Source organism: Blochmannia endosymbiont of Camponotus quercicola (assembly GCF_059935335.1).
In genome coordinates this window covers 687,771-710,052 of sequence record NZ_CP011794.1, presented here as the reverse complement: position 1 = coordinate 710,052, position 22,282 = coordinate 687,771, and the positions used below count along the sequence as shown (strand labels likewise).

General features: G+C 31.5%; 15 protein-coding genes. All 15 read left to right on the top strand.

From position 1 onward, the window contains the following. Positions 1 to 70 precede the first annotated feature (70 nt). Complete coding sequence (rpe, locus tag CBquer539_RS02950) at positions 71 to 739, top strand: ribulose-phosphate 3-epimerase (RefSeq protein WP_500836376.1); 669 nt, start codon at positions 71 to 73, stop codon at positions 737 to 739. A 241-nt stretch (positions 740 to 980) separates the two neighbouring features. Next, positions 981 to 1,988, top strand: a complete 1,008-nt coding sequence (gene trpS, locus CBquer539_RS02945) for a tryptophan--tRNA ligase (protein ID WP_500836375.1) — start codon at positions 981 to 983, stop codon at positions 1,986 to 1,988. A gap of 426 nt (positions 1,989 to 2,414) precedes the next feature. Further along, a complete protein-coding gene (locus CBquer539_RS02940) occupies positions 2,415 to 3,002 on the top strand; it encodes an anthranilate synthase component II (RefSeq protein WP_500836374.1) in 588 nt (195 codons plus the stop codon). A gap of 1,979 nt (positions 3,003 to 4,981) precedes the next feature. Continuing rightward, positions 4,982 to 5,353 (top strand): 30S ribosomal protein S12, encoded by a 372-nt coding sequence (rpsL, locus tag CBquer539_RS02935; protein ID WP_500836373.1) that lies wholly within the window; start codon positions 4,982 to 4,984, stop codon positions 5,351 to 5,353. 166 nt (positions 5,354 to 5,519) lie between these two features. Beyond that, positions 5,520 to 5,990 carry a 30S ribosomal protein S7 gene (gene rpsG / locus CBquer539_RS02930; protein WP_500836372.1) on the top strand — a complete coding sequence of 157 codons (471 nt, stop codon included), beginning with the start codon at positions 5,520 to 5,522 and terminating at the stop codon, positions 5,988 to 5,990. Positions 5,991 to 6,167: 177 nt separating this feature from the next. Then, positions 6,168 to 8,288 (top strand): elongation factor G, encoded by a 2,121-nt coding sequence (gene fusA / locus CBquer539_RS02925; protein ID WP_500836371.1) that lies wholly within the window; start codon positions 6,168 to 6,170, stop codon positions 8,286 to 8,288. Positions 8,289 to 8,350: 62 nt separating this feature from the next. Continuing rightward, positions 8,351 to 9,535 carry an elongation factor Tu gene (gene tuf / locus CBquer539_RS02920; protein WP_500836370.1) on the top strand — a complete coding sequence of 395 codons (1,185 nt, stop codon included), beginning with the start codon at positions 8,351 to 8,353 and terminating at the stop codon, positions 9,533 to 9,535. Between the two features lie 77 nt (positions 9,536 to 9,612). Further along, positions 9,613 to 9,990, top strand: coding sequence for a preprotein translocase subunit SecE (secE, locus tag CBquer539_RS02915; RefSeq protein ID WP_500836369.1), 378 nt, complete (start codon positions 9,613 to 9,615; stop codon positions 9,988 to 9,990). A 1-nt stretch (position 9,991) separates the two neighbouring features. Beyond that, positions 9,992 to 10,537 carry a transcription termination/antitermination protein NusG gene (gene nusG, locus CBquer539_RS02910; protein WP_500836368.1) on the top strand — a complete coding sequence of 182 codons (546 nt, stop codon included), beginning with the start codon at positions 9,992 to 9,994 and terminating at the stop codon, positions 10,535 to 10,537. Between the two features lie 139 nt (positions 10,538 to 10,676). Continuing rightward, on the top strand, positions 10,677 to 11,105 hold the full coding sequence (gene rplK, locus CBquer539_RS02905; protein WP_500836756.1) for a 50S ribosomal protein L11: 429 nt from the start codon (positions 10,677 to 10,679) through the stop codon (positions 11,103 to 11,105). Positions 11,106 to 11,112: 7 nt separating this feature from the next. Then, positions 11,113 to 11,817, top strand: coding sequence for a 50S ribosomal protein L1 (rplA, locus tag CBquer539_RS02900; RefSeq protein WP_500836367.1), 705 nt, complete (start codon positions 11,113 to 11,115; stop codon positions 11,815 to 11,817). A gap of 392 nt (positions 11,818 to 12,209) precedes the next feature. Then, on the top strand, positions 12,210 to 12,701 hold the full coding sequence (gene rplJ, locus CBquer539_RS02895; RefSeq protein ID WP_500836366.1) for a 50S ribosomal protein L10: 492 nt from the start codon (positions 12,210 to 12,212) through the stop codon (positions 12,699 to 12,701). Positions 12,702 to 12,793: 92 nt separating this feature from the next. Continuing rightward, positions 12,794 to 13,165, top strand: coding sequence for a 50S ribosomal protein L7/L12 (rplL, locus tag CBquer539_RS02890; protein WP_500836365.1), 372 nt, complete (start codon positions 12,794 to 12,796; stop codon positions 13,163 to 13,165). A 261-nt stretch (positions 13,166 to 13,426) separates the two neighbouring features. Continuing rightward, a complete protein-coding gene (gene rpoB / locus CBquer539_RS02885) occupies positions 13,427 to 17,455 on the top strand; it encodes a DNA-directed RNA polymerase subunit beta (protein WP_500836364.1) in 4,029 nt (1,342 codons plus the stop codon). 89 nt (positions 17,456 to 17,544) lie between these two features. Next, positions 17,545 to 21,795: a DNA-directed RNA polymerase subunit beta' gene (gene rpoC / locus CBquer539_RS02880; RefSeq protein WP_500836363.1), complete on the top strand. Its 4,251-nt coding sequence runs from the start codon at positions 17,545 to 17,547 to the stop codon at positions 21,793 to 21,795. The last annotated feature ends 487 nt before the right edge of the window (positions 21,796 to 22,282 follow it).

Genomic DNA, 22,282 nt, shown 5'->3' with positions numbered 1-22,282 from the left:
TTAAAGTTAATAAATACAATTTTTAAATTAAATTAATATTTTATGGTATTACAATTTTAATGGAAATTTCATGAAACGTTTCTTCATAGCTCCATCTATTCTGTCGGCTAATTTTGCTAAATTAGGAGAAGATGTTACTAATGTTATATCTGCTGGCGCGGATATTTTACATTTTGATGTTATGGATAATCATTACGTTCCTAATTTAAGCATAGGATCCATGGTGTTGCAGTCATTACGGAATTATGGCATTAGTATCCCTATCGATGTCCACTTGATGGCAAAACCAATAGATCGATTAATATCGGACTTTGCAGCTGTTGGAGCAAATTATATTAGTTTTCATCCAGAAGCAACAGAGCATATTGATCGTTCATTACAATTGATTAAAGCGCATGGATGTAAAGCAGGATTAGTTTTTAATCCTAGCACTACTCTTAATTGCTTGGAGTATGTGATGCATAAAATTGATCTGATTGTATTAATGTCAGTAAACCCTGGTTTTAGCGGACAATTATTTATTCCTATGATTTTAAATAAAATACGCCAAACCCGTAAATTAATAGACAATACTAATCCTAATATTAATTTAGCAGTAGATGGAGGCATTAATATAGAAAATATACATTCAATTTTAAAAGCCGGAGCAAACATGTTTATTATAGGATCAGCTATCTTTAGATCTTCAAATTACTACGAAGTTATGAGTGTTTTTCGCTCTATTCTATCAAATCAATGATGAAAAGATACTTAGTATTTTATTTAGAACAAAATAATTAAAGAATATATTATATTTGTTATATAGTTATCTATTTGAGTCAGATCTTATTTGATACGTTTATATTCTATAAGATAATTTTATTTTTTGATTTATACAGTTTGTATGATAATAAATTACATTTATGTATAATTTTTATTATGTAAATTTTAACGTAACAACATTTTATTTATTTCATCTTAACACTACGGAATATATTTGTATGAACAAACCAATTGTATTTAGTGGAGCTCAACCATCAGGTGAGCTTACTATTGGTAATTATATCGGCGCAATACGTCAATGGGTTAAAATGCAACACGATTATCAATGTATATATTGTATAGTAGATTTACATTCGGTTACAAACCGAAACAATTTAGATCAATTACACAAAACATCATTAGATACATTAGCTTTATATTTAGCATGCGGCATTGACCCGAATAATAGTACAATATTTATTCAGTCTCATGTGCCAGAACACAGTCAATTAAACTGGTTATTAAATTGTTATACGTATTTTGGAGAACTAAATCGTATGACTCAATTTAAGGAAAAATTAGCACAACAAAAAGAAAATGTTAACATCGGATTATTTAACTATCCAGTACTAATGGCATCAGATATCTTATTATATCAAACCAATTTAGTCCCAGTAGGTTCTGATCAGAAGCAACATTTAGAGTTAACACGTAAAATCGCTGAGCGTTTTAATTATACATATGGCACAATTTTCGTTATTCCAGATGTATTTGTTCCTACATGTGGTTCTCGTATAATGTCTTTGTTGGAACCAAATAAAAAAATGTCTAAATCAGATCATAAAACCGATAATATGATTACTCTTTTAGACGATATTAGTATGGTATCAAAAAAAATTAAACGTGCTGTTACCGACGCCGATCAACCCCCAAAAATTAGGTACGATCCTGTTAATAAACCTGGAATCTCTAATCTATTAGAGATTCTCTCCGGAATAAGTGGGCAATCTATCATTTCTTTAGAAGAAATGTTTAAAGAAAAAACATACTCTCAATTAAAAAATGAGGTTATTCAATCAATATCATCGGTGTTGATAGAACTGCAAAAACGTTATTATACTGAACGTGCTAATGAAGACAGATTACGTAATATATTGAATATAGGAGCAAAAAAAGCACGAAAAAAAGCTAATGTTACTTTAGAAAAAGTGCATAAAGCGATAGGGCTACTTAATTACAATAGTTAAGGTCCACCACTATTAAAGTATAATAGTGATAGTATATTTAGGTATATTATAATAGAATATTGTTTAAATTTATAGAAATATGCATTATAAATAATTATCTATTATTGTAGCTTATTGATACAAATTCATTGTATATCTGTTATGTAATACATACAAAAAAACTAATCATTTTCGTTAATTTCTAATTTTAGAATATATAATTACAATAACATGAATAATTACGATTATATTTAATTTTTATTATTTTATATAAAAATAGGTTATATATTTTAATTATTTACGTTATTTCTTTGAATATGATATGTAGATATATTTAAAAATTATTGATATAGTTAATATTAATACAAATTAAAGCTATGTTTAATACTATTTTAAAGTATATTAACATAATTAATCAATCACTCAATATAGTTATATAACCATAAAATGAACAAAATTCTTATTATTGATAATTATGATTCCTTCACTTGGAATCTTTATCAATATTTTCGAGAAATGGGTGGTATAGTGGAAGTTAGAAGACACGATGCTTTGAATATTATAGATATTGAACAATTATCTCCAGAACGTTTAGTTATTTCTCCGGGGCCTGGTACACCAGAGAACGCGGGTATTTCTTTAGATGCGATTTATTATTTTCATACTAAGATCCCTATTCTTGGAGTATGCCTTGGGCATCAAGTTATAGCTCAATTTTTTGGAGCTAAATTAAAATATGCACAAGAGATAATGCACGGTAAAACTTCTTTAATCTATCATAATGGAAGCGGAATATTTACCGAAGTAATACAGCCTGTAAGTGTAGTACGGTATCATTCATGGGTAATAGATGCAACTACTATTCCAGCGTGTTTAGAAATAACTGCATGGAGCGGGAGCGAATATAGTGATAAATATCTCGAAATTATGGGTATTCGTCATCGTAAGTTAGCTATAGAAGGTGTACAATTTCATCCAGAAAGTATATTAAGCGAACAAGGCTATCAAATGTTGGCTAATTTTATGAGATATTAACTTAAAATTTACAAATTTATTGAGAACCTAAAAATTAAAAATGGTTTGTTTTTGTTTTTAAAAACTAAATATTATTGCGTTAATATCCAAAAAATAATATTAAATAAAATAATTTTAAACAATTAGACGGTAATTCGATATATTTTATCATTTATAGGTGAAATTCATTATAACTTTAAATATTAATTTAAATATAATTTATTTAGTTAACTGCGTATAATTTTTTTTATTTCTTACATTATATTTTGTATTCATGCAATATATATATATCGCTTAATTACAATATTTATAAGTTTAGAATGTTAATCATACTATTTTTTCATGGAGATTATATATATTAAATGTTAAAAGTTTTACTATAATAAATGATAGCAATTTTGACATAACACAAGACATATTATAGTACAGGTATTATAATAGTAATATAAATAATTTTCTCATTATATAATTATATATTTGCTTATAATTTATAATAAATTGCATAATTCATAACAATGAATATTTTCATATTTTTTGAGACAAGCAACACAATATCTATCTAAAATAACTTATAAACAATATAAAAACTGTATATATAAATATTTTCTAAAAACATGAATTTTTATTATTGATGCTAATCATTAAATACATATTTTTATGAAAAAATTTATAATTTCAATTTATAAATAACCAAGGCAACTACAGAAATAATTTAAGAATTAATATTTCTAAATTATATAAGTATTGATAACAAATCAAATTACATCAATTCGTAATTTTTAATAATATAATCATACCGCATAATATATTATTATGCTAATAATAAAAAGTGTTATTGCGAGTTTAATGGCGAAACATCATAAATATATAAAATTTAAAATAAAATTTTTTATAATCTTTAATTGATACAGGAATACAACATTTAACAATTTTTCGACATCTATTTTACAAGATTTCAGCTCGAAAATTATAAGTACTTAAATTCAATTATTTAGATAATGTATAGACGTCATATATCATATTAAAATTTATTAAAATTGAAGGTTTGTAAATTTTTATTCATTACTATAATAAACTATAAAAATTTTTTAATGAATCTAAATATATTAAAATAATTAATGTTAATCTAATATTGTTAAACTATACAATTGATATATAAATATTATTAAAAATATATAATTTAATGTTAGGTTATGTATCTTTTATACAAAAAATATACTAAGAATTACTAGTTATACAATATAGCCGTAACTATATACAATAAAAATTGTCTTTAAAAAGGGTAAAAATTATGAAACCGTTATTTATTAAATTCATTTTATTCATTTGCATTATTTCTCTTGCCCTTACTGGTATTATTTGTTAATGTTAAAAAAAACATAAGGAAATATTTATAATAATTTATGTTTAAATGTGATATATTTTATATTGATATAAATTTCAAAAATTTGCACGTATTTCCATATAATAATTGTTAGAATTATACGTTACAAGTTTGAGGTTGTCATATAAAATTTTATGAAAAATGCAATTTATCTAAATATATAATTATTATATGAATAATAATTATTATCATGACGTAGCAACAATCTAACGATCATGATATGATTACCTTAATTATCTTCAAAAATAGAATACAATATTGTAATAAAATGTTATACTTTTACTAACTGATGCAGTACAATATATAACTGGTGCAATTAGTCATAACATTTTCTGTTGCTTGTTATGATAATGAAAACCGTTAAATGTAATGTCTTAAAAATTAGCTCAAAAAGGTAGATGTGTTTGGAGTTAAATTTATGTGTATAAAGTACTGAAATTTTATACATTCCACTTAATAGATAAGCAGATTATATCTATTATAGTTTTTTCTTGACTTTGCAATTCTATAATTATAGCATCATGAGCCGTTGTTTGAGTTAAGGAAGAAAACATTCAGGTAATTATATTTTATATGGTGTATTTCAGGATAAAAGATTGGAGAATTTAGTTTAGTGATGACAACAGTTAATCAACTTGTTCGTAATGCGCGTTCTACAAGGACTTTTAAAAGTAACGTACCAGCGTTAGGATCCTGTCCTCAAAAAAGAGGGGTATGTGTGCGTGTATATACTACCACCCCAAAAAAACCAAATTCTGCATTGCGAAAAGTATGTCGTGTTCGATTGACTAATGGATTAGAAGTGACTGCTTATATCGGAGGAGAAGGGCATAATTTACAAGAGCATGCTTCAATTTTGATTCGCGGAGGTCGAGTTAAAGATTTGCCAGGTGTTCGGTATCATGTTGTTCGTGGAGCTCTTGATTGTGCAGGAGTTAATTCCCGTAAACAAAGTCGCTCTAAATATGGAACAAAAAAACCGAAATAATAGCATAAAAAAGTAATAAATACAGTAGATTTATTATTTTTTTATTTATTTTGTGATTTAAGGCAAATTTTAGGAATAAGGCGAGATATGATTAACTACAAACACAAAAAATATTAATGGTTTACTTCGAAATTAAATATCAACAGTTAAATAGGAACTACAATTAATGCCGCGCCGTCGTGTCGTTATTAAACATAATATTTTTCCAGATCCAAAGTTTGGGTCCGATCTTTTGGCAAAATTTATTAATATATTGATGTTAAATGGGAAAAAATCTATCGCAGAAACAATAGTATATTCTGCCTTAGATATTTTATTTAAACGGTCTAAAAAAGACTGTTTAGAAGCATTTGAAATTGCTTTAAATAATGTACGCCCAATTGTAGAAGTAAAATCTAGACGTGTTGGTGGTTCTACTTACCAGGTACCAGTAGAAGTACGTCTTGTGCGTAGAAATACTTTAGCAATGCGGTGGATCATTGAAGCTGCTCGTAAAAGAAATGATAAATCTATGGAGTTACGTTTAGCGAATGAACTTTTAGATGCTATAGAAGGTAAAGGGTATGCTGTTAAAAAACGTGAAGAAATACATCGTATTGCAGAATCTAATAAAGCCTTTGCCCATTATCGTTGGTAATAGCATCTTATTGAATAGGTATCATCTGATTTTTTTTTCAAACCCTTAATAAAACTTAACTATTAAGTGTCGCTTATTTGAGTTATTTAAATAAATTTGCATGTTACTTAAAAATGGTCTTTATCAAATATAAAAAAATATTTTTGTTAAATCATAATAATATTATTGAGGACATCGATGATTCGTGTCACACCGATTGTACGGTATCGCAATATTGGTATAAGCGCACATATTGACGCTGGAAAAACTACTACCACTGAACGAATTTTATTTTATACAGGTGTAAATCATAAAATTGGAGAAGTGCATACTGGTTCTGCAACTATGGATTGGATGGAGCAAGAGCAAGAACGGGGAATAACAATTACTTCTGCAGCTACCACTTGTTTTTGGTCAGGTATGGCCAATCAATTTGATTCACACCGTATTAATATCATAGACACTCCCGGGCACGTGGATTTTACCATTGAGGTAGAACGCTCTATGCGAATACTCGACGGTGTAGTGATGATTTACTGCGCTGTAGGAGGAGTACAACCCCAATCTGAAACGGTATGGCGGCAAGCAAATAAATATAAAGTACCACGTATTGCATTTATAAATAAAATGGATCGAGTAGGTGCAGATTATCTACGAGTTGTAGAACAATTGAAAAGTAGATTGCTTGCTAATCCTGTACCTATTCAATTAGCTGTAGGTTCAGAAGATAAATTTACTGGAATTATCGATTTGATTAAGATGAAAGCGATTCATTGGAACGAAGCAGATCAAGGCGTCACCTTTGATTATAGTGAAATACCTGACAATTTAATAGAGTTATCAAATATATGGCGTAAGCATTTAATAGAGTCTGCTGTTGAAGAATCCGAGGAATTAATGGATAAATATTTATCTAACAGTAATCAACTGACAGAACAAGAAATTAAACAAGCGTTACGTCAGAGAGTATTAAATAACGAAATTATATTAGTGACGTGCGGATCCGCTTTTAAAAATAAAGGGGTACAAGCAATGTTAGATGCTGTTGTAGAATATTTGCCGTCTCCAAGTGATGTAACATCTATTACAGGTATATTAAAAGACGGATCTACGCAGCAACAAATCAAACGTCATGCGAATGACAATGAACCGTTTTCAGCCTTAGCTTTTAAAATTTCTACTGATCCGTTTGTAGGAAATTTAACTTTTTTTCGAGTGTACTCAGGTGTCGTTAGCTCCGGAGATAGTGTTTTAAATCCTATAAAAGAAAAACGTGAGCGATTTGGTCGGATAGTACAAATGCATGCAAATAAACGAGAAGAAATTAAAGCTGTACATGCAGGTGATATTGCGGCAGCTATTGGTTTGAAAGATGTCGACACTGGAGATACTTTATGTGATCCATATTCGCCAATTATACTCGAACGCATGGAATTCCCAGAACCAGTTATTTCTGTGATGGTTGAGGCTAGAACTAAATCAGATCAAGAAAAAATGAGTTTAGCTTTAAATCGTCTAGCTCAAGAAGATCCATCATTTCGCGTATGGATTGACAAAGACTCTGGACAAACTATCATCGCTGGGATGGGTGAATTGCATTTAGAAATTATTGTAGAACGTATGAGAAGGGAATTTAATGTTGAAGCTAATGTCGGAAAACCTCAGGTTGCTTATCGTGAAACTATTCGTACTAGTGTAAAACAGGAAGGAAAATTTATTCGCCAATCAGGAGGTAGAGGTCAATTTGGACATGTTTGGTTACGAATTGAACCTATGCATCCACATGGAGAAGGTTATAAATTTTTAAATGAAATAGTAGGAGGAGTTGTGCCTAAGGAGTATATACCTGCTGTAGATAAAGGTGTACGAGAACAAATAAGCAACGGTATTCTTGCCGGATATCCAATTGTAAATGTTTGTGTGGCTATCTTTGATGGTTCTTATCACGAGGTTGATTCTTCAGAAATAGCGTTCAAAATAGCAGGGTCCATAGCATTTAAAGAAGGGTTTATGAAAGCTCATCCTGTATTGTTAGAACCTATTATGAAAGTAGAGGTCGAAACCCCTGAAGATTATATGGGGGATGTTATTGCAGATTTAAATCGTCGACGAGGTATAATTAGTGGTTTAGACAATTCTAAAATTAGTGGAAGGATAATTTGTGCTCAGGTTCCTTTATCTGAAATGTTTGGTTATGCTACTGCTTTGCGCTCACAAACTCAAGGACGTGCTTCCTATTCTATGGAATTTTTAAAATATAATGAAGTGCCCAACAATATAGCGCAAATTATCATAAATTCTCGTCAAATTAAGCAATAGAAAAATAATATTTAGGTTTAATTATTTTTAAAAAACTATAAAAAGACCTAAGGAGTTTAGAGGTGTCTAAAGAAAAATTTAAACGCGTAAAACCACATATTAATGTAGGTACTATTGGTCATGTGGATCACGGAAAAACTACTTTAACTGCTGCTATAACTACTGTTTTATCCAAACAATATGGTGGCTATGCTCGTGCTTTTGATCAAATTGATAACGCTCCAGAAGAAAAAGCACGAGGAATTACTATAAATACTTCTCATGTTGAATATGATACCGCATATCGGCATTATGCACATGTTGACTGTCCTGGACATGCTGATTATGTAAAAAACATGATAACTGGAGCCGCGCAAATGGATGGAGCAATTTTAGTGGTCGCTGCTACCGATGGACCGATGCCTCAAACTCGCGAGCATATATTATTAGCTAGACAAGTAGGCGTGCCTCACATTATTGTATTTCTTAATAAATGTGACATGGTTAATGACGAAGAATTACTAGAATTGGTTGAAATGGAAATGCGAGAATTGCTATCTCAATACGATTTTCCAGGAGACGATACACCGATCATTCGAGGATCTGCTTTAAAAGCATTAGAACATGATGAAATATGGTCTAATAAAATTTTAGAATTATCAGATGTACTGGATAATTATATCCCAGAACCTAAACGCGCTATAGACCAACCATTTTTGTTACCTATTGAAGATGTGTTTTCTATTTCTGGACGTGGCACAGTTGTAACAGGTCGTATTGAACGTGGTATTATTAAGGTAGGAGAAGAAATAGAAATTGTTGGTATAAAAGATACAATAAAAACTACGTGTACTGGAGTAGAGATGTTTAGGAAATTATTAGATGAAGGACGTGCTGGAGAAAATGTTGGTGTTTTATTACGCGGTACAAAACGAGATGAGGTAGAGCGTGGTCAGGTATTATCTAAGCCTGGATATATCAAACCGTATTCTTATTTTGAAGCAGAAGTATATATTTTAAATAAAGATGAAGGAGGAAGACATACACCATTTTTCAAAGGGTATCGTCCTCAATTTTATTTTCGTACTACAGATGTTACTGGCACCATTGAATTACCAGAGGGAGTAGATATGGTGATTCCTGGTGACAATATTAGAATGATTGTTAATTTAATATCCCCAATAGCTATGGATGACGGCCTTAGATTTGCTATTAGAGAAGGAGGTCGTACTATAGGCGCTGGTGTTGTGTCTAAAATTATATCTTAATTATATAATTTAATGAACATAATTGCATAATTATATAATAGCCATATATATATATGCTAATATAGCAGTGTGTTGGTATGCATGTAAAAAATAAAAGAAAAAAAAAAGTATATGTATTAGAAGCAATTAAATGGATTAGCATTATAGGATTAGTTTCAACATCTATTATTGGAAATTACCTATATCGTAATTATAATGTTTTAGTAAGAGGCGCGGTAGTATTTCTTATTATTGTAGCTTCTACATACATTGCATCAACTACTAAAATAGGAAAATTAATAGTTGTGTTTGGAAATGAATCACGTGCTGAGTTGCGAAAAGTGATGTGGCCTACTTATAGAGATGGGTTGAATACTACCCTAATTGTGATGGGAGTAACTATATTTATGTCATTATTGTTATGGGGATTAGATACTATTTTAGTTTATGTGATATCATTTGGACTAAGGTTGTAATATGATTGATACTTTGAAGAAACGTTGGTATGTTGTTCAAGCATTTTCTGGATTTGAAAATCGTGTAGCTCATTCCTTACGTGAGCATATTAAATTACATAATATGGACACAATGTTCGGTGCGATCATGGTACCAACAGAAGAGGTGGTCGAAATGCGAGCTGGGCAACGTAGAAAAAGTGAACGTAAATTTTTTCCCGGTTATGTATTAGTACAAATGATGATGAATGATTCTAGTTGGCACTTAGTAAGAAGTGTTCCGCGTGTTATGGGTTTTGTCGGAGGCACATGCGATAAACCTGCTCCTATTGGGGATAAAGAAGTTGATGAGATAATTCATCGATTGCAGCAAATAGGAGATAAACCTCGTCCTAAAACATTGTTTGAACCCGGCGAGCTGATTCGAGTTAGTGATGGGCCTTTTTCTGATTTCAATGCTGTGGTAGAAGAAGTAGATTATGAAAAAAATCGGCTGAGAGTATCAGTATCTATTTTTGGTCGAGCCACTCCAGTAGAACTAGATTTTTCTCAAGTTGAAAAATCTTAATTATAAATTAGTATATTAAACAGAATATCTGTGAAATATGCACGATAGAACAACAATTATTTTTTTTTGCAGGTGCAATTGTTTGTAAATCAATTAAGATCAAAACCAGAAATATTATTTTTCTAGGACGATTAATATGGTGATAAAAAAAGTAAAAGCGTGTATTAAACTACAAATTTCTGCCGGAGCGGCTAATCCTAGTCCTCCTGTTGGGCCTGCTTTGGGTCAACAAGGCGTCAATATTATAGAATTTTGCAAGGCATTTAATGAAAGCACTAAAAACCTTGAAACAGGGCTCCCAATTCCAGTTATTGTTACCGTTTATGGTGATCGTTCTTTTTCATTTATTACTAAAACTCCTCCTGCTTCAATATTGTTAAAAAAAGCCGCAAATATTCAATCTGGCTCCGCAAAACCAAATATAATAAATATTGGTAAAATATCGTACGCTCAAATTCATGAGATCGCAAAAATTAAAGCTGTTGATATGACAGGTGCTAATATAGAATCAATATCGCGTTCTATCATAGGTACAGCTCGTTCTATTGGAATAAAAGTGGGAGATTAATTTTCATATGGTTAAATTAAGCAAAAGAATGCGTATGATACAAAATTATTCGGATACATCTATACAATATGATGTGGTAGATGGATTAGAATTATTAAAGAAAATGACAAGGGTTAAATTTGTTGAAAGTATTGATACTGCCATTAATTTAGGAATTGATGCACGTAAATCAGATCAAAATATACGTAGTAATGTGATACTACCGCATGGTATTGGGCGTAATATTCATGTTGCTGTTTTTGCTCAAGGCGAAAATACAGTATTAGCTAAAAATGCAGGAGCTGATGTAGTTGGATTAGAAGATTTATATGATCAAATAAAAAATAGAAAATACAGACCAGATGTGATTATTGCATCTCCTGATGTCATGAATGTAGTAAGTAAATTAGGTCCTATTTTGGGTCCGAGAGGTTTAATGCCTAATTTTAAAATGGGTACGGTATCTCATGATATAGCGGAAGCAGTAAAAAATGTTAAATCAGGACAAATACGTTATAAAAATGATAAAAACGGTATTATTCACTCTACTATTGGGAAAATCAATTTTAATACCATGCAACTCAAAGAAAATTTAGAAGCGTTGATAGTGTCTTTAAAACAAGCTAAACCAGTTGTATACAAAGGAACATATATTAAACAAGTAACTATTTCTACTACTATGGGCAAATCTGTATCTATTGACCGAAATAGTTTATCTGTTATAATTAATTAATTAATATTGAGTATTGTATTGATAGATTCTTTACATGATTTATGAAGTAGTTTAGAATTCTTAGAATAGTGTGTTTATTATTAAATTTTGATATCTATTTATATAGATGTATAAATCTAAATAAAAATAATATAAATACAGATTTATGGTGAACTTTATAACATTTCACCATATTGGTTGTATTATGATGGTGTAGTGTACGCGCATTTCTGTACAATTGTGATTAAAACTAATTTAAATATAGTATGAATCGCTATATCATGAATACATAAACAATAACATTAATAAAAAATTTTATATTTAAAATTAAAATTGTAAATCGATTTATAACATGTGCAGAAGTTTGTAATTAGGAGTTTAATACATATTAAATTTAAAGCACGGTGTGATTAATGACATTAAATCTCCAAAAAAAAGAAGAAATTATTTATAAGATTCGCGAAACAGCTAAAAAAGCTTTATCTGCTGTTGTAGCTTCTTTAGATGGTGTTACTGTCAATGAGGTAACAAAATTGAGAAAGGAAGCGCGTGATGTTAATGTATGTGTACATGTTATTCGAAATACATTAATGCGGAGAGTAATAAAACATACACCTTTAGAATGTTTACGGAAAGTTTTAACAGGACAAAATATTATTGCATTTTCTGTATGTCGACCTCGTGATTCTGCGCAAGTTTTTATAAAATTTACTAAAAATCATGAACATTTTAGAATAAAAGGCGCAGCCTTTGAAGGCAAATTTATTTCTACATCAAAAATAAATCTTTTATCTGATTTACCTGATCATAAAGAAGCTATTTTTAGATTAATGACGATTATTAAAAAAAGTAGTATAGGAAATTTTGTACAAATTTTATATGTATTATCCAATCAAAAAAGATAAATTATTATTTAGTAAAAAATATTTAAAATATTTTTTACTAAATAATAATTTGATTATATAATATTTTAATATTTTATATTTTGGAAATTTTTATGTCTCTTACAAAAGAACAAATTTTAGACGCTATTTCCAACATGTCTGTTATGGATATAGTGCGGTTGACTTCTATGATGGAAGAAAAATTTGGTGTATCCACCGCTTCATTAACTACTGTTGAGCAACCTGCTGTATCAGAAGCAATAATAAAAGAACAAACCGAATTTAATGTTTTTTTAACTGCTATTGGTAATAATAAAATTCCTGTCATTAAAACTGTGCGCAGTATCACTGGATTAGGGTTGAAAGAAGCCAAAGAATTAGTAGAGTCTGCGCCTGTCATGGTGAAAGAATCAATAGGTAAAGATGATGCTGAAACTCTAAAAAAGACTCTAGAAACAGTAGGTGCTTCTGTCGAAATTAAATGAATGAGAACCAATAATAAATTATTATTGGTTCTCATTCATAAGATTTAGTCTCTATGTAAATAGAGACTAAATTGAGTATTCTTAAATAATAGAATTATGATATTTCAACATTCTATGTGCATTAATAATAAAAGTGCATAAACACCTTATATATATATCTGAGTTAAAACAATGTATGTAGTAAATTATACAACCATTATATTGTATAACAGTCAATTTGTTCTTGAAAAAATAGTCCATATTAACTAATTGAGGAACTTTATGGTGTATTCTTATACTGAAAAGAAACGTATTCGTAAAGATTTTGGAAAACGTCCTCAAGTTTTGGGTATTCCATATCTTCTTTCTATTCAGATTGATTCTTTTCAAAAATTTATTAAGCAAGATCCAGAGGGACAATGTGGCTTAGAAGCAGCTTTTAAATCTGTTTTTCCTATAAAAAGCTATAATGGTAACGCTGAATTACAATACATTAAATATCATTTGGGAGAACCTACATTTGATGTAAAAGAATGTCAGACACGTGGAGCCACTTTTTCTGCGCCGTTACGCGTGCGTTTATGTTTAATTGTTTATGAACGAGAGGGATTAAATAGTGTAATAAAGAACGCTAAAGAGCAAGAAGTATATATGGGTGAAATTCCGCTTATGACTAATAATGGTACTTTTATTATAAACGGTATTGAGCGGGTTATTGTTTCTCAATTACATAGAAGTCCGGGTGTATTTTTCGATAGCGATAAAGGCAAAACACATTCATCTGGTAAAGTATTATACAATGCCCGTATTATTCCATATCGTGGATCTTGGTTAGATTTTGAATTTGATTTAAAAGATAATTTATTTGTCCGAATTGATCGACGACGGAAATTGCCGGTAACAGTAATATTAAGAGCTTTAAATTATACTACTGATCAAATATTAAATATATTCTTTAACAAAGTAGTATATGAAATTCAAAATAGTAATACATTATATATGCATCTAGTTCCTGAAAGATTACGCGGTGAGACAGCATCTTTTGATATTGTTGTTAATGGTATTACGTATGTAAAAAAAGGGCGTCGTATTGCAGCTAGACATATTCGTCAATTAAAAAAAGATAATATTTCAAAAATTGAAGTACCCATAGACTATATAATTGGTAAGGTTGTTATCAAAGACTATTGTAATAAAAATACAAATACGCCTATTGTTACAGCGAATACAGAAATATCTGCCGATATATTGCGTAATTTAATTCAATCAGGATATAAGTCCATAGAAACATTATTTAGCAACGATTTAGATTATGGTAATTATATTTCTGAAACTTTGCGCATTGATACTACTACAAATAGATTTGATGCGTTGGTAGAAATTTATCGTGTAATGCGTCCAGGAGAACCTCCTACTAAAGAAGCTGCTGAATATTTATTTGAAAACTTATTTTTTTCGGAAGAACGGTATGACTTATCTGCTGTAGGAAGAATGAAATTTAATCGTTCGTTACAACGAGTGCAAATAGAAGATTTAGGAGTATTAAATAAAGATGATATTGTTGATGTAATAAAAAAGTTGATTGATATTAGAAATGGTAAAGGGGAAGTGGATGATATCGATCATTTAGGAAATCGACGAATTCGTTCTGTAGGTGAAATGGCAGAAAATCAATTTAGAATTGGATTAGTTAGGGTAGAACGTGCGGTGAAAGAACGATTATCTTTAGGTGATTTAGATGTGTTGACTCCGCAGGATTTGATTAATGCTAAACCAATTTCTGCTGCGGTAAGAGAATTTTTTACTTCTAGTCAATTATCTCAATTTATGGATCAAAACAATCCATTATCCGAAATTACGCACAAACGTCGCATATCTGCTTTAGGGCCAGGAGGTTTAACTAGAGAACGCGCCGGATTTGAAGTGCGTGATGTCCACCCCACGCATTATGGTCGAGTTTGTCCAATCGAAACACCGGAAGGTCCAAATATAGGTTTGATTAACTCATTATCTGTGTACGCTCGAGCTAATGAGTATGGGTTTTTAGAAACTCCATATCGTAAAGTCCAAAATGGTATTGTTAGTAATGATATTCATTACTTATCTGCAATTGAAGAAGGTGATTTTGTTATTGCCCAAGCAAATACAAATTTAAATTCAAAAGGAGAATTTATTGCTGATCTGGTAACTTGCAGAAATCAAGGTGAATCTGGTCTTTTTAAGAAAGACCAAGTAGATTACATGGATGTATCTACTCAACAAATAGTTTCGGTTGCTGCCTCATTAATTCCTTTTCTAGAACACGATGATGCTAATCGTGCTCTTATGGGTGCAAATATGCAACGTCAAGCTGTTCCTGTCTTGTGCAGCGAAAAACCGTTAGTAGGCACTGGAATGGAACGCGCAGTAGCTATAGATTCCGGTGTTACTGTGGTAGCTAAACGCAGCGGTATCGTTAAATATGTAGACGCATCACGTATTGTAATACATGTTGACAAGAGTGCAACACATACTGAAGAATCAGGTATTGATATCTATCACTTAACAAAATATATTCGATCCAACCAAAATACTTGTATTAATCAACGGCCTTGTGTGTCTTTAGAAGAACTAGTAGAACATGGAGATGTTATAGCAGATGGTCCATCTACCGATTTAGGAGAATTAGCTTTAGGTCAAAATATGCGTATTGCTTTTATGCCTTGGAATGGATATAATTTTGAAGACTCAATGTTAGTTTCAGAACGTGTGGTACAGGAAGATAGATTTACGAGTGTACATATCCAAGAGTTAACTTGCATATCTCGTGACACTAAATTGGGCTCTGAAGAAATCACTGCTGATATTCCAAATGTAGGAGAAACAGCTTTATCTAAATTAGATGAATCTGGAATTATTTACATTGGCGCAGAAGTGATAGGGGGGGATATCCTTGTCGGAAAAGTTACACCTAAAGGAGAAACTCAATTGACACCAGAAGAAAAATTATTGCGTGCTATTTTTGGAGAAAAAGCTTCTGATGTAAAAGATTCATCTTTACGTGTACCTAACGGGGTATGTGGTACTGTAATTGATGTACAAATATTTACTAGAGATGGTATTAGCAAAGATAAGCGTTCATTAATCATCGAATCTGCGAAATTAGAACAAGTTAAAAAAGATTTAAGTGAAGAATTACAAATTTTTGAATCAGCTTTATTTGATCGTGTTTATGATATATTAATTGCCAGTGGTTTTGAAAAGGAGAAATTATTTGAAATTAACCGCAATTCTTGGTTAAATTTGGTATTATCAGATGCAGAAAGACAATATCAATTATCCCAATTAACTAAACAATATTTTGATTTAAAACACACGTTTGAAAAAAAAACTGAAATTCAACATCGTAAAATTACTCAAGGAGATGAATTAGCTCCTGGTATATTAAAAATAGTTAAAGTATATTTAGCTGTAAAACGCCAGATACAACCTGGTGACAAAATGGCAGGACGACATGGAAATAAAGGAGTAATTTCTAAAATTAACCCCATTGAAGATATGCCGTATGATCAATACGGCGTACCAGTAGATATCGTGCTTAATCCTCTCGGCGTACCATCTCGGATGAATATTGGTCAAATTTTAGAAACCCATCTTGGTATGGCAGCAAAAGGTATTGGAGATAAGATAAACTGCATGTTGCAACAATATAAAGACGCAAGTCAATTAAGAAAATTTATTCAACAAGCGTATAATTTAGGAGAAAGATCGCGTCAGTATATTGATCTCAATAAATTTTCAGATGTAGAGATATTAAAATTAGCTAAGAATTTAAAAAAAGGTATGCCTATTGCTACTCCAGTGTTTGACGGCGCTACAGAAAAGGAAATTAAAGGTCTTTTAAAATTATCTGGATTACCAGCTTCTGGTCAAATTACATTGTTTGATGGATGCACAGGGGAAGCATTCGAGAGGCAAGTTACTGTGGGTTATATGTACATGTTGAAGCTAAATCATTTAGTAGATGATAAAATGCATGCGCGTTCCACTGGTTCTTATAGTTTAGTGACACAACAACCATTGGGCGGCAAAGCTCAATTTGGTGGTCAACGTTTTGGTGAAATGGAAGTGTGGGCGTTAGAAGCTTATGGTGCATCATATACTTTACAAGAAATGTTAACGGTAAAGTCGGATGATGTAAATGGACGTACTAAAATGTATAAAAATATTGTTGATGGCAATCATACAATGGAACCCGGAATGCCCGAGTCTTTTAATGTTTTATTAAAAGAAATTCGTTCTTTAGCAATTAATATTGAACTAGAGGATTAATATTTGCACTAATGTTTATATAATAGACATATTTTATATCATATAATACTTATGCGTCCAACAGGTATAACTCTGATAAAGGCTCTTTTGTGAAAGATTTATTTAGATTTTTTAAGACACAACATACTCAAGTAGAAGAATTCAATGCAATTAAAATCGCACTTGCTTCCCCAGATATGATCAGATCCTGGTCTTTTGGCGAAGTAAAAAAACCAGAAACTATTAATTACCGTACTTTTAAACCAGAAAGGGACGGTTTATTTTGCGCACGTATTTTCGGGCCTATTAAAGATTACGAGTGCTTATGTGGTAAATACAAACGTTTAAAACATCGTGGGGTAGTTTGTGAAAAATGTGGAGTGGAGGTAACACAAAGTAAAGTACGACGTGAACGCATGGGACATATCGAATTGGCTTCTCCTACTGCTCATATTTGGTTTTTAAAATCATTACCATCGCGTGTTGGTTTATTATTAGATATGCCTTTACGTGATATAGAACGTGTTCTATATTTTGAATCCTATGTGGTAATTGAAAGCGGGATGACTAGTCTTGAGTCTCGCCAAATCTTGACCGAAGAGGAATATTTAGATGCATTGGAAGAATTTGGAGACGAATTCGAAGCCAAAATGGGAGCAGAAGCTATTCAAATTTTACTAAAAAATACAAATTTAAAAAACGAATGCGAATTCCTACGAGACGCATTAGAAGATAGCAATTCTGAAACTAAACGCAAAAAAATAACAAAACGCATAAAATTAATAGAAGCATTTATATATTCTGAAAATAAACCTGAATGGATGATTTTAAATGTATTACCAGTATTACCTCCAGATTTAAGACCATTAGTTCCACTAGATGGAGGGCGGTTTGCTACTTCTGATTTAAATGATTTATATCGTCGTGTTATTAATAGAAACAACAGGTTAAAACGTTTATTAGATTTAGCTGCTCCAGAAATTATAGTGCGCAATGAAAAAAGAATGCTGCAAGAAGCGGTAGATGCGTTGCTAGACAATGGGCGTAGGGGTCGCGCAATTACTGGTTCTAACAAACGTCCGTTGAAATCTTTAGCTGACATGATCAAAGGCAAACAAGGTCGATTTCGTCAGAATCTTTTAGGAAAACGTGTTGATTATTCTGGTCGTTCAGTGATCACTGTTGGGCCTTATTTAAAATTGCATCAATGTGGATTACCTAAAAAAATGGCTTTAGAATTATTTAAACCATTTATTTATGGAAAATTAGAGTTACAAGGTTTCGCTAGTACCATTAAAGCTGCTAAAAAAATGGTAGATCGAGAAGAATCTGTAGTATGGGATATTTTGGACAACGTAATTCGAGAGCATCCAGTGATGTTAAATCGTGCTCCTACATTACATAGATTAGGAATTCAAGCCTTTGAACCGGTATTGGTAGAAGGAAAGGCCATTCAATTACATCCATTAGTCTGTGCCGCTTATAACGCTGATTTTGATGGAGATCAAATGGCGGTACATGTACCATTAACATTAGAAGCTCAATTAGAAGCCAGAGCGTTAATGATGTCTACTAATAATATCTTATCACCCGCTAATGGTGAGCCGATTATTGTCCCGTCTCAAGACGTAGTATTAGGTTTGTACTATATGACTCGTGAACGCGCAAATTCTAAGGGCGAAGGAATGGTGTTAACTGGTCCGAAAGAGGCAGAATGTCTTTATCGTTTAGGTTTGGCTGAACTACATGCTCGTATTAAAATACGTATTATTGAATATGAATATGACAAAAATGGAGAATGCGTAAAAAAAATAAATATTGTTAATAGTACAATTGGACGCGCTATATTTTGGATGATTGTTCCTAAAGGATTACCATTTACTTTGGTCAATCAAGTGTTAGGAAAGCAAGCTATATCTACAATGTTAAACAGTTGTCATCGTTTGCTAGGATTGAAAGCTACTGTTATTTTAGCAGATCAAATCATGTATACTGGATTTGCATATGCTGCTCGTTCTGGAGCTTCTGTAGGTATTGATGATATGATTATTCCTTCTAAAAAAGCTGATATAATCAGTGAAGCAGAGTCTGAAGTGGTAGAAATACAAGAACAATTTCAAACTGGATTGGTGACAGCAGGTGAGCGATATAATAAGGTTATTGATATTTGGGCGGCGGCTAATGAACGCGTTGCACAAGCGATGATGGATAATTTAGCTACTGAAACCGTGATCAATCGTAATGGGCAAGCAGAAGTTCAAGCATCATTCAATAATATTTTTATGATGGCAGATTCCGGGGCTCGAGGATCAGCAGCGCAAATCCGTCAACTTGCTGGCATGCGTGGTTTAATGGCAAAACCAGATGGATCAATTATTGAAACCCCTATCACTGCAAACTTTAGGGAAGGATTAAATGTATTGCAGTATTTTATTTCCACACATGGAGCGCGTAAAGGATTAGCTGACACTGCTTTAAAAACGGCTAATTCTGGTTATTTGACGCGTCGTTTAGTAGATGTCGCGCAAGACTTGGTTGTCACGCAAGACGACTGTAATACATTTGCTGGTATTGTGATGAGTCCTGTGATTGAAGGAGGAGATGTCAAGGAACCACTCAGAGAACGTGTATTAGGTCGAGTTTTAGCAGCAGATATTTTAGAATCCGATGAAAATAATAAAGTATTGATTGTACGCAATACTTTATTAGATGAGTATTGGTGTGATATTTTGGATGCATATTCAATTGATACGGTTAAAGTGCGATCTGTTGTGACTTGTGATACTGATTTTGGCGTCTGTTCTCAATGTTATGGTAGAGATTTGGCTCGAGGTCAACTTGTAAACAAAGGAGAAGCAGTTGGTGTCATTGCCGCTCAATCTATAGGTGAGCCGGGTACTCAATTAACTATGCGTACCTTTCATATTGGTGGAGCTGCCTCTCGATCTGCCTCGGAATCAAGTATTCAAATAAAAAACAAAGGTATTGTTCACTTAAAAAATATCAAATCTGTAATAAATGGAGAAGGAAAATTGGTGGTTACATCTCGTAACACTGAGCTTAAAATTATTGATCAATTTTCTCGAACAAAAGAAAGTTATAAAGTACCTTATGGGGCTATAATAACTAAGAAAAATGAAGAAGAGGTAACACATGGAGAAATAGTAGCTTATTGGGATCCACATACTATGCCAGTGATTGCAGAAGTGAGTGGATTTGTTCAATTTATTGATATGATAGATGGGCAGAGTATTGTTAAACAAACAGATGAATTAACAGGATTAACTTCTATTGTAGTATTAGATACTTCGGAACGTGTAAGTAGCGCCAAAGATTTAAGACCCACATTAAAAATAGTAGATGTTAATGGTTATGATATCTTTATTCCAGGTACAGATGTTCCTGTACAATATTTTTTACCTGGTAGAAGTGTGATCCAATTAATTGATGGATCTAGAGTTATCTGTGGAGATACGTTAGCAAGATTACCGCATGAAAGTAGTGGTACTAAAGATATTACCGGTGGTTTACCGCGTGTTGCCGACTTATTCGAAGCACGTCGTCCGAAAGAGTCAGCAATTTTAGCAGAAATTAGCGGAACAATTTCTTTTGGAAAAGAAACTAAAGGCAAACGTCGTTTAATGATATCTCCTATTGAAGATGGAGATATTTATGAAGAAATGATCCCAAAATGGCGTCATCTTAATGTTTTTGAAGGCGAATATGTAGATCGTGGAGATATTATTTCCGATGGGCCGGAGTCTCCTCATGATATTCTGCGATTACGTGGAGTACACGCAGTAACTCGTTATATTGTCAATGAAGTACAAGATGTTTATCGTTTGCAAGGAGTAAAAATTAATGATAAACATATAGAAGTTATTGTCCGTCAAATGTTACGTAAAGCTACTGTTATTCGATCAGGGAATTCTGATTTTTTAGTAGGTGAACAAGTAGAATATTCGCGTATTAAAATTGCCAATAAAAAACTAGAAAACGAAGGAAAAGTCAAAATAAGTTTTATACGTAATTTGTTAGGTATTACTAAAGCATCGTTGGCTACGGAATCATTTATTTCTGCGGCATCTTTTCAAGAAACAACACGTGTTTTAACAGAATCATCTGTAGCGGGAAAGCGAGATGAATTACGTGGTCTGAAAGAAAATGTCATTGTTGGAAGATTGATTCCAGCTGGAACTGGTTATTCTTATCATAAGGAACGCATAGATCGTCATGCTAGTGATCAGAACGCAGCAGATAAATCTTCTACAATAACAACAGCAACAAATATTTCTGCTCAAATTACTGCAGATGAAGCATCAGCAAATTTAACCGAATTATTAAACGCAACTTCTTCTTAAATGAATTTTAATGTTTTAAAATATGAATAGATAGCTATTATTCTATGTTATAAAAAATTGTGTTGTACAGTCATAACTATAGTATACCATACTATACTACTCGATATAATGTCATTTAATCCAGGATTAAACATAAGCAGAATATAATTACTTTTTATTTTTTAAAATTAATTTTTATATGAAGATTAGTATATAATAATCAATCTCCATGAACAAAAGTTTTCTGCATAATACACATAATATTTAGTAATTGATTGGCAAACTCGTTGTATAATTTATTTAACAATATAAATTGTATATTTAAAATTAAATAGACATTTAATCGACTATAATTATTGGATACATTTGGGTCAAATATAAACGTTTATTTTTTTAAGTAAGATTTAACACCACTCCAATCAAATAAATTTAGTTTCAAGGTATATTTGAGTTTTCTATATACAAAAAAATTAGTCTTAAATTAAAACTTACAAGAACAACAAAATTA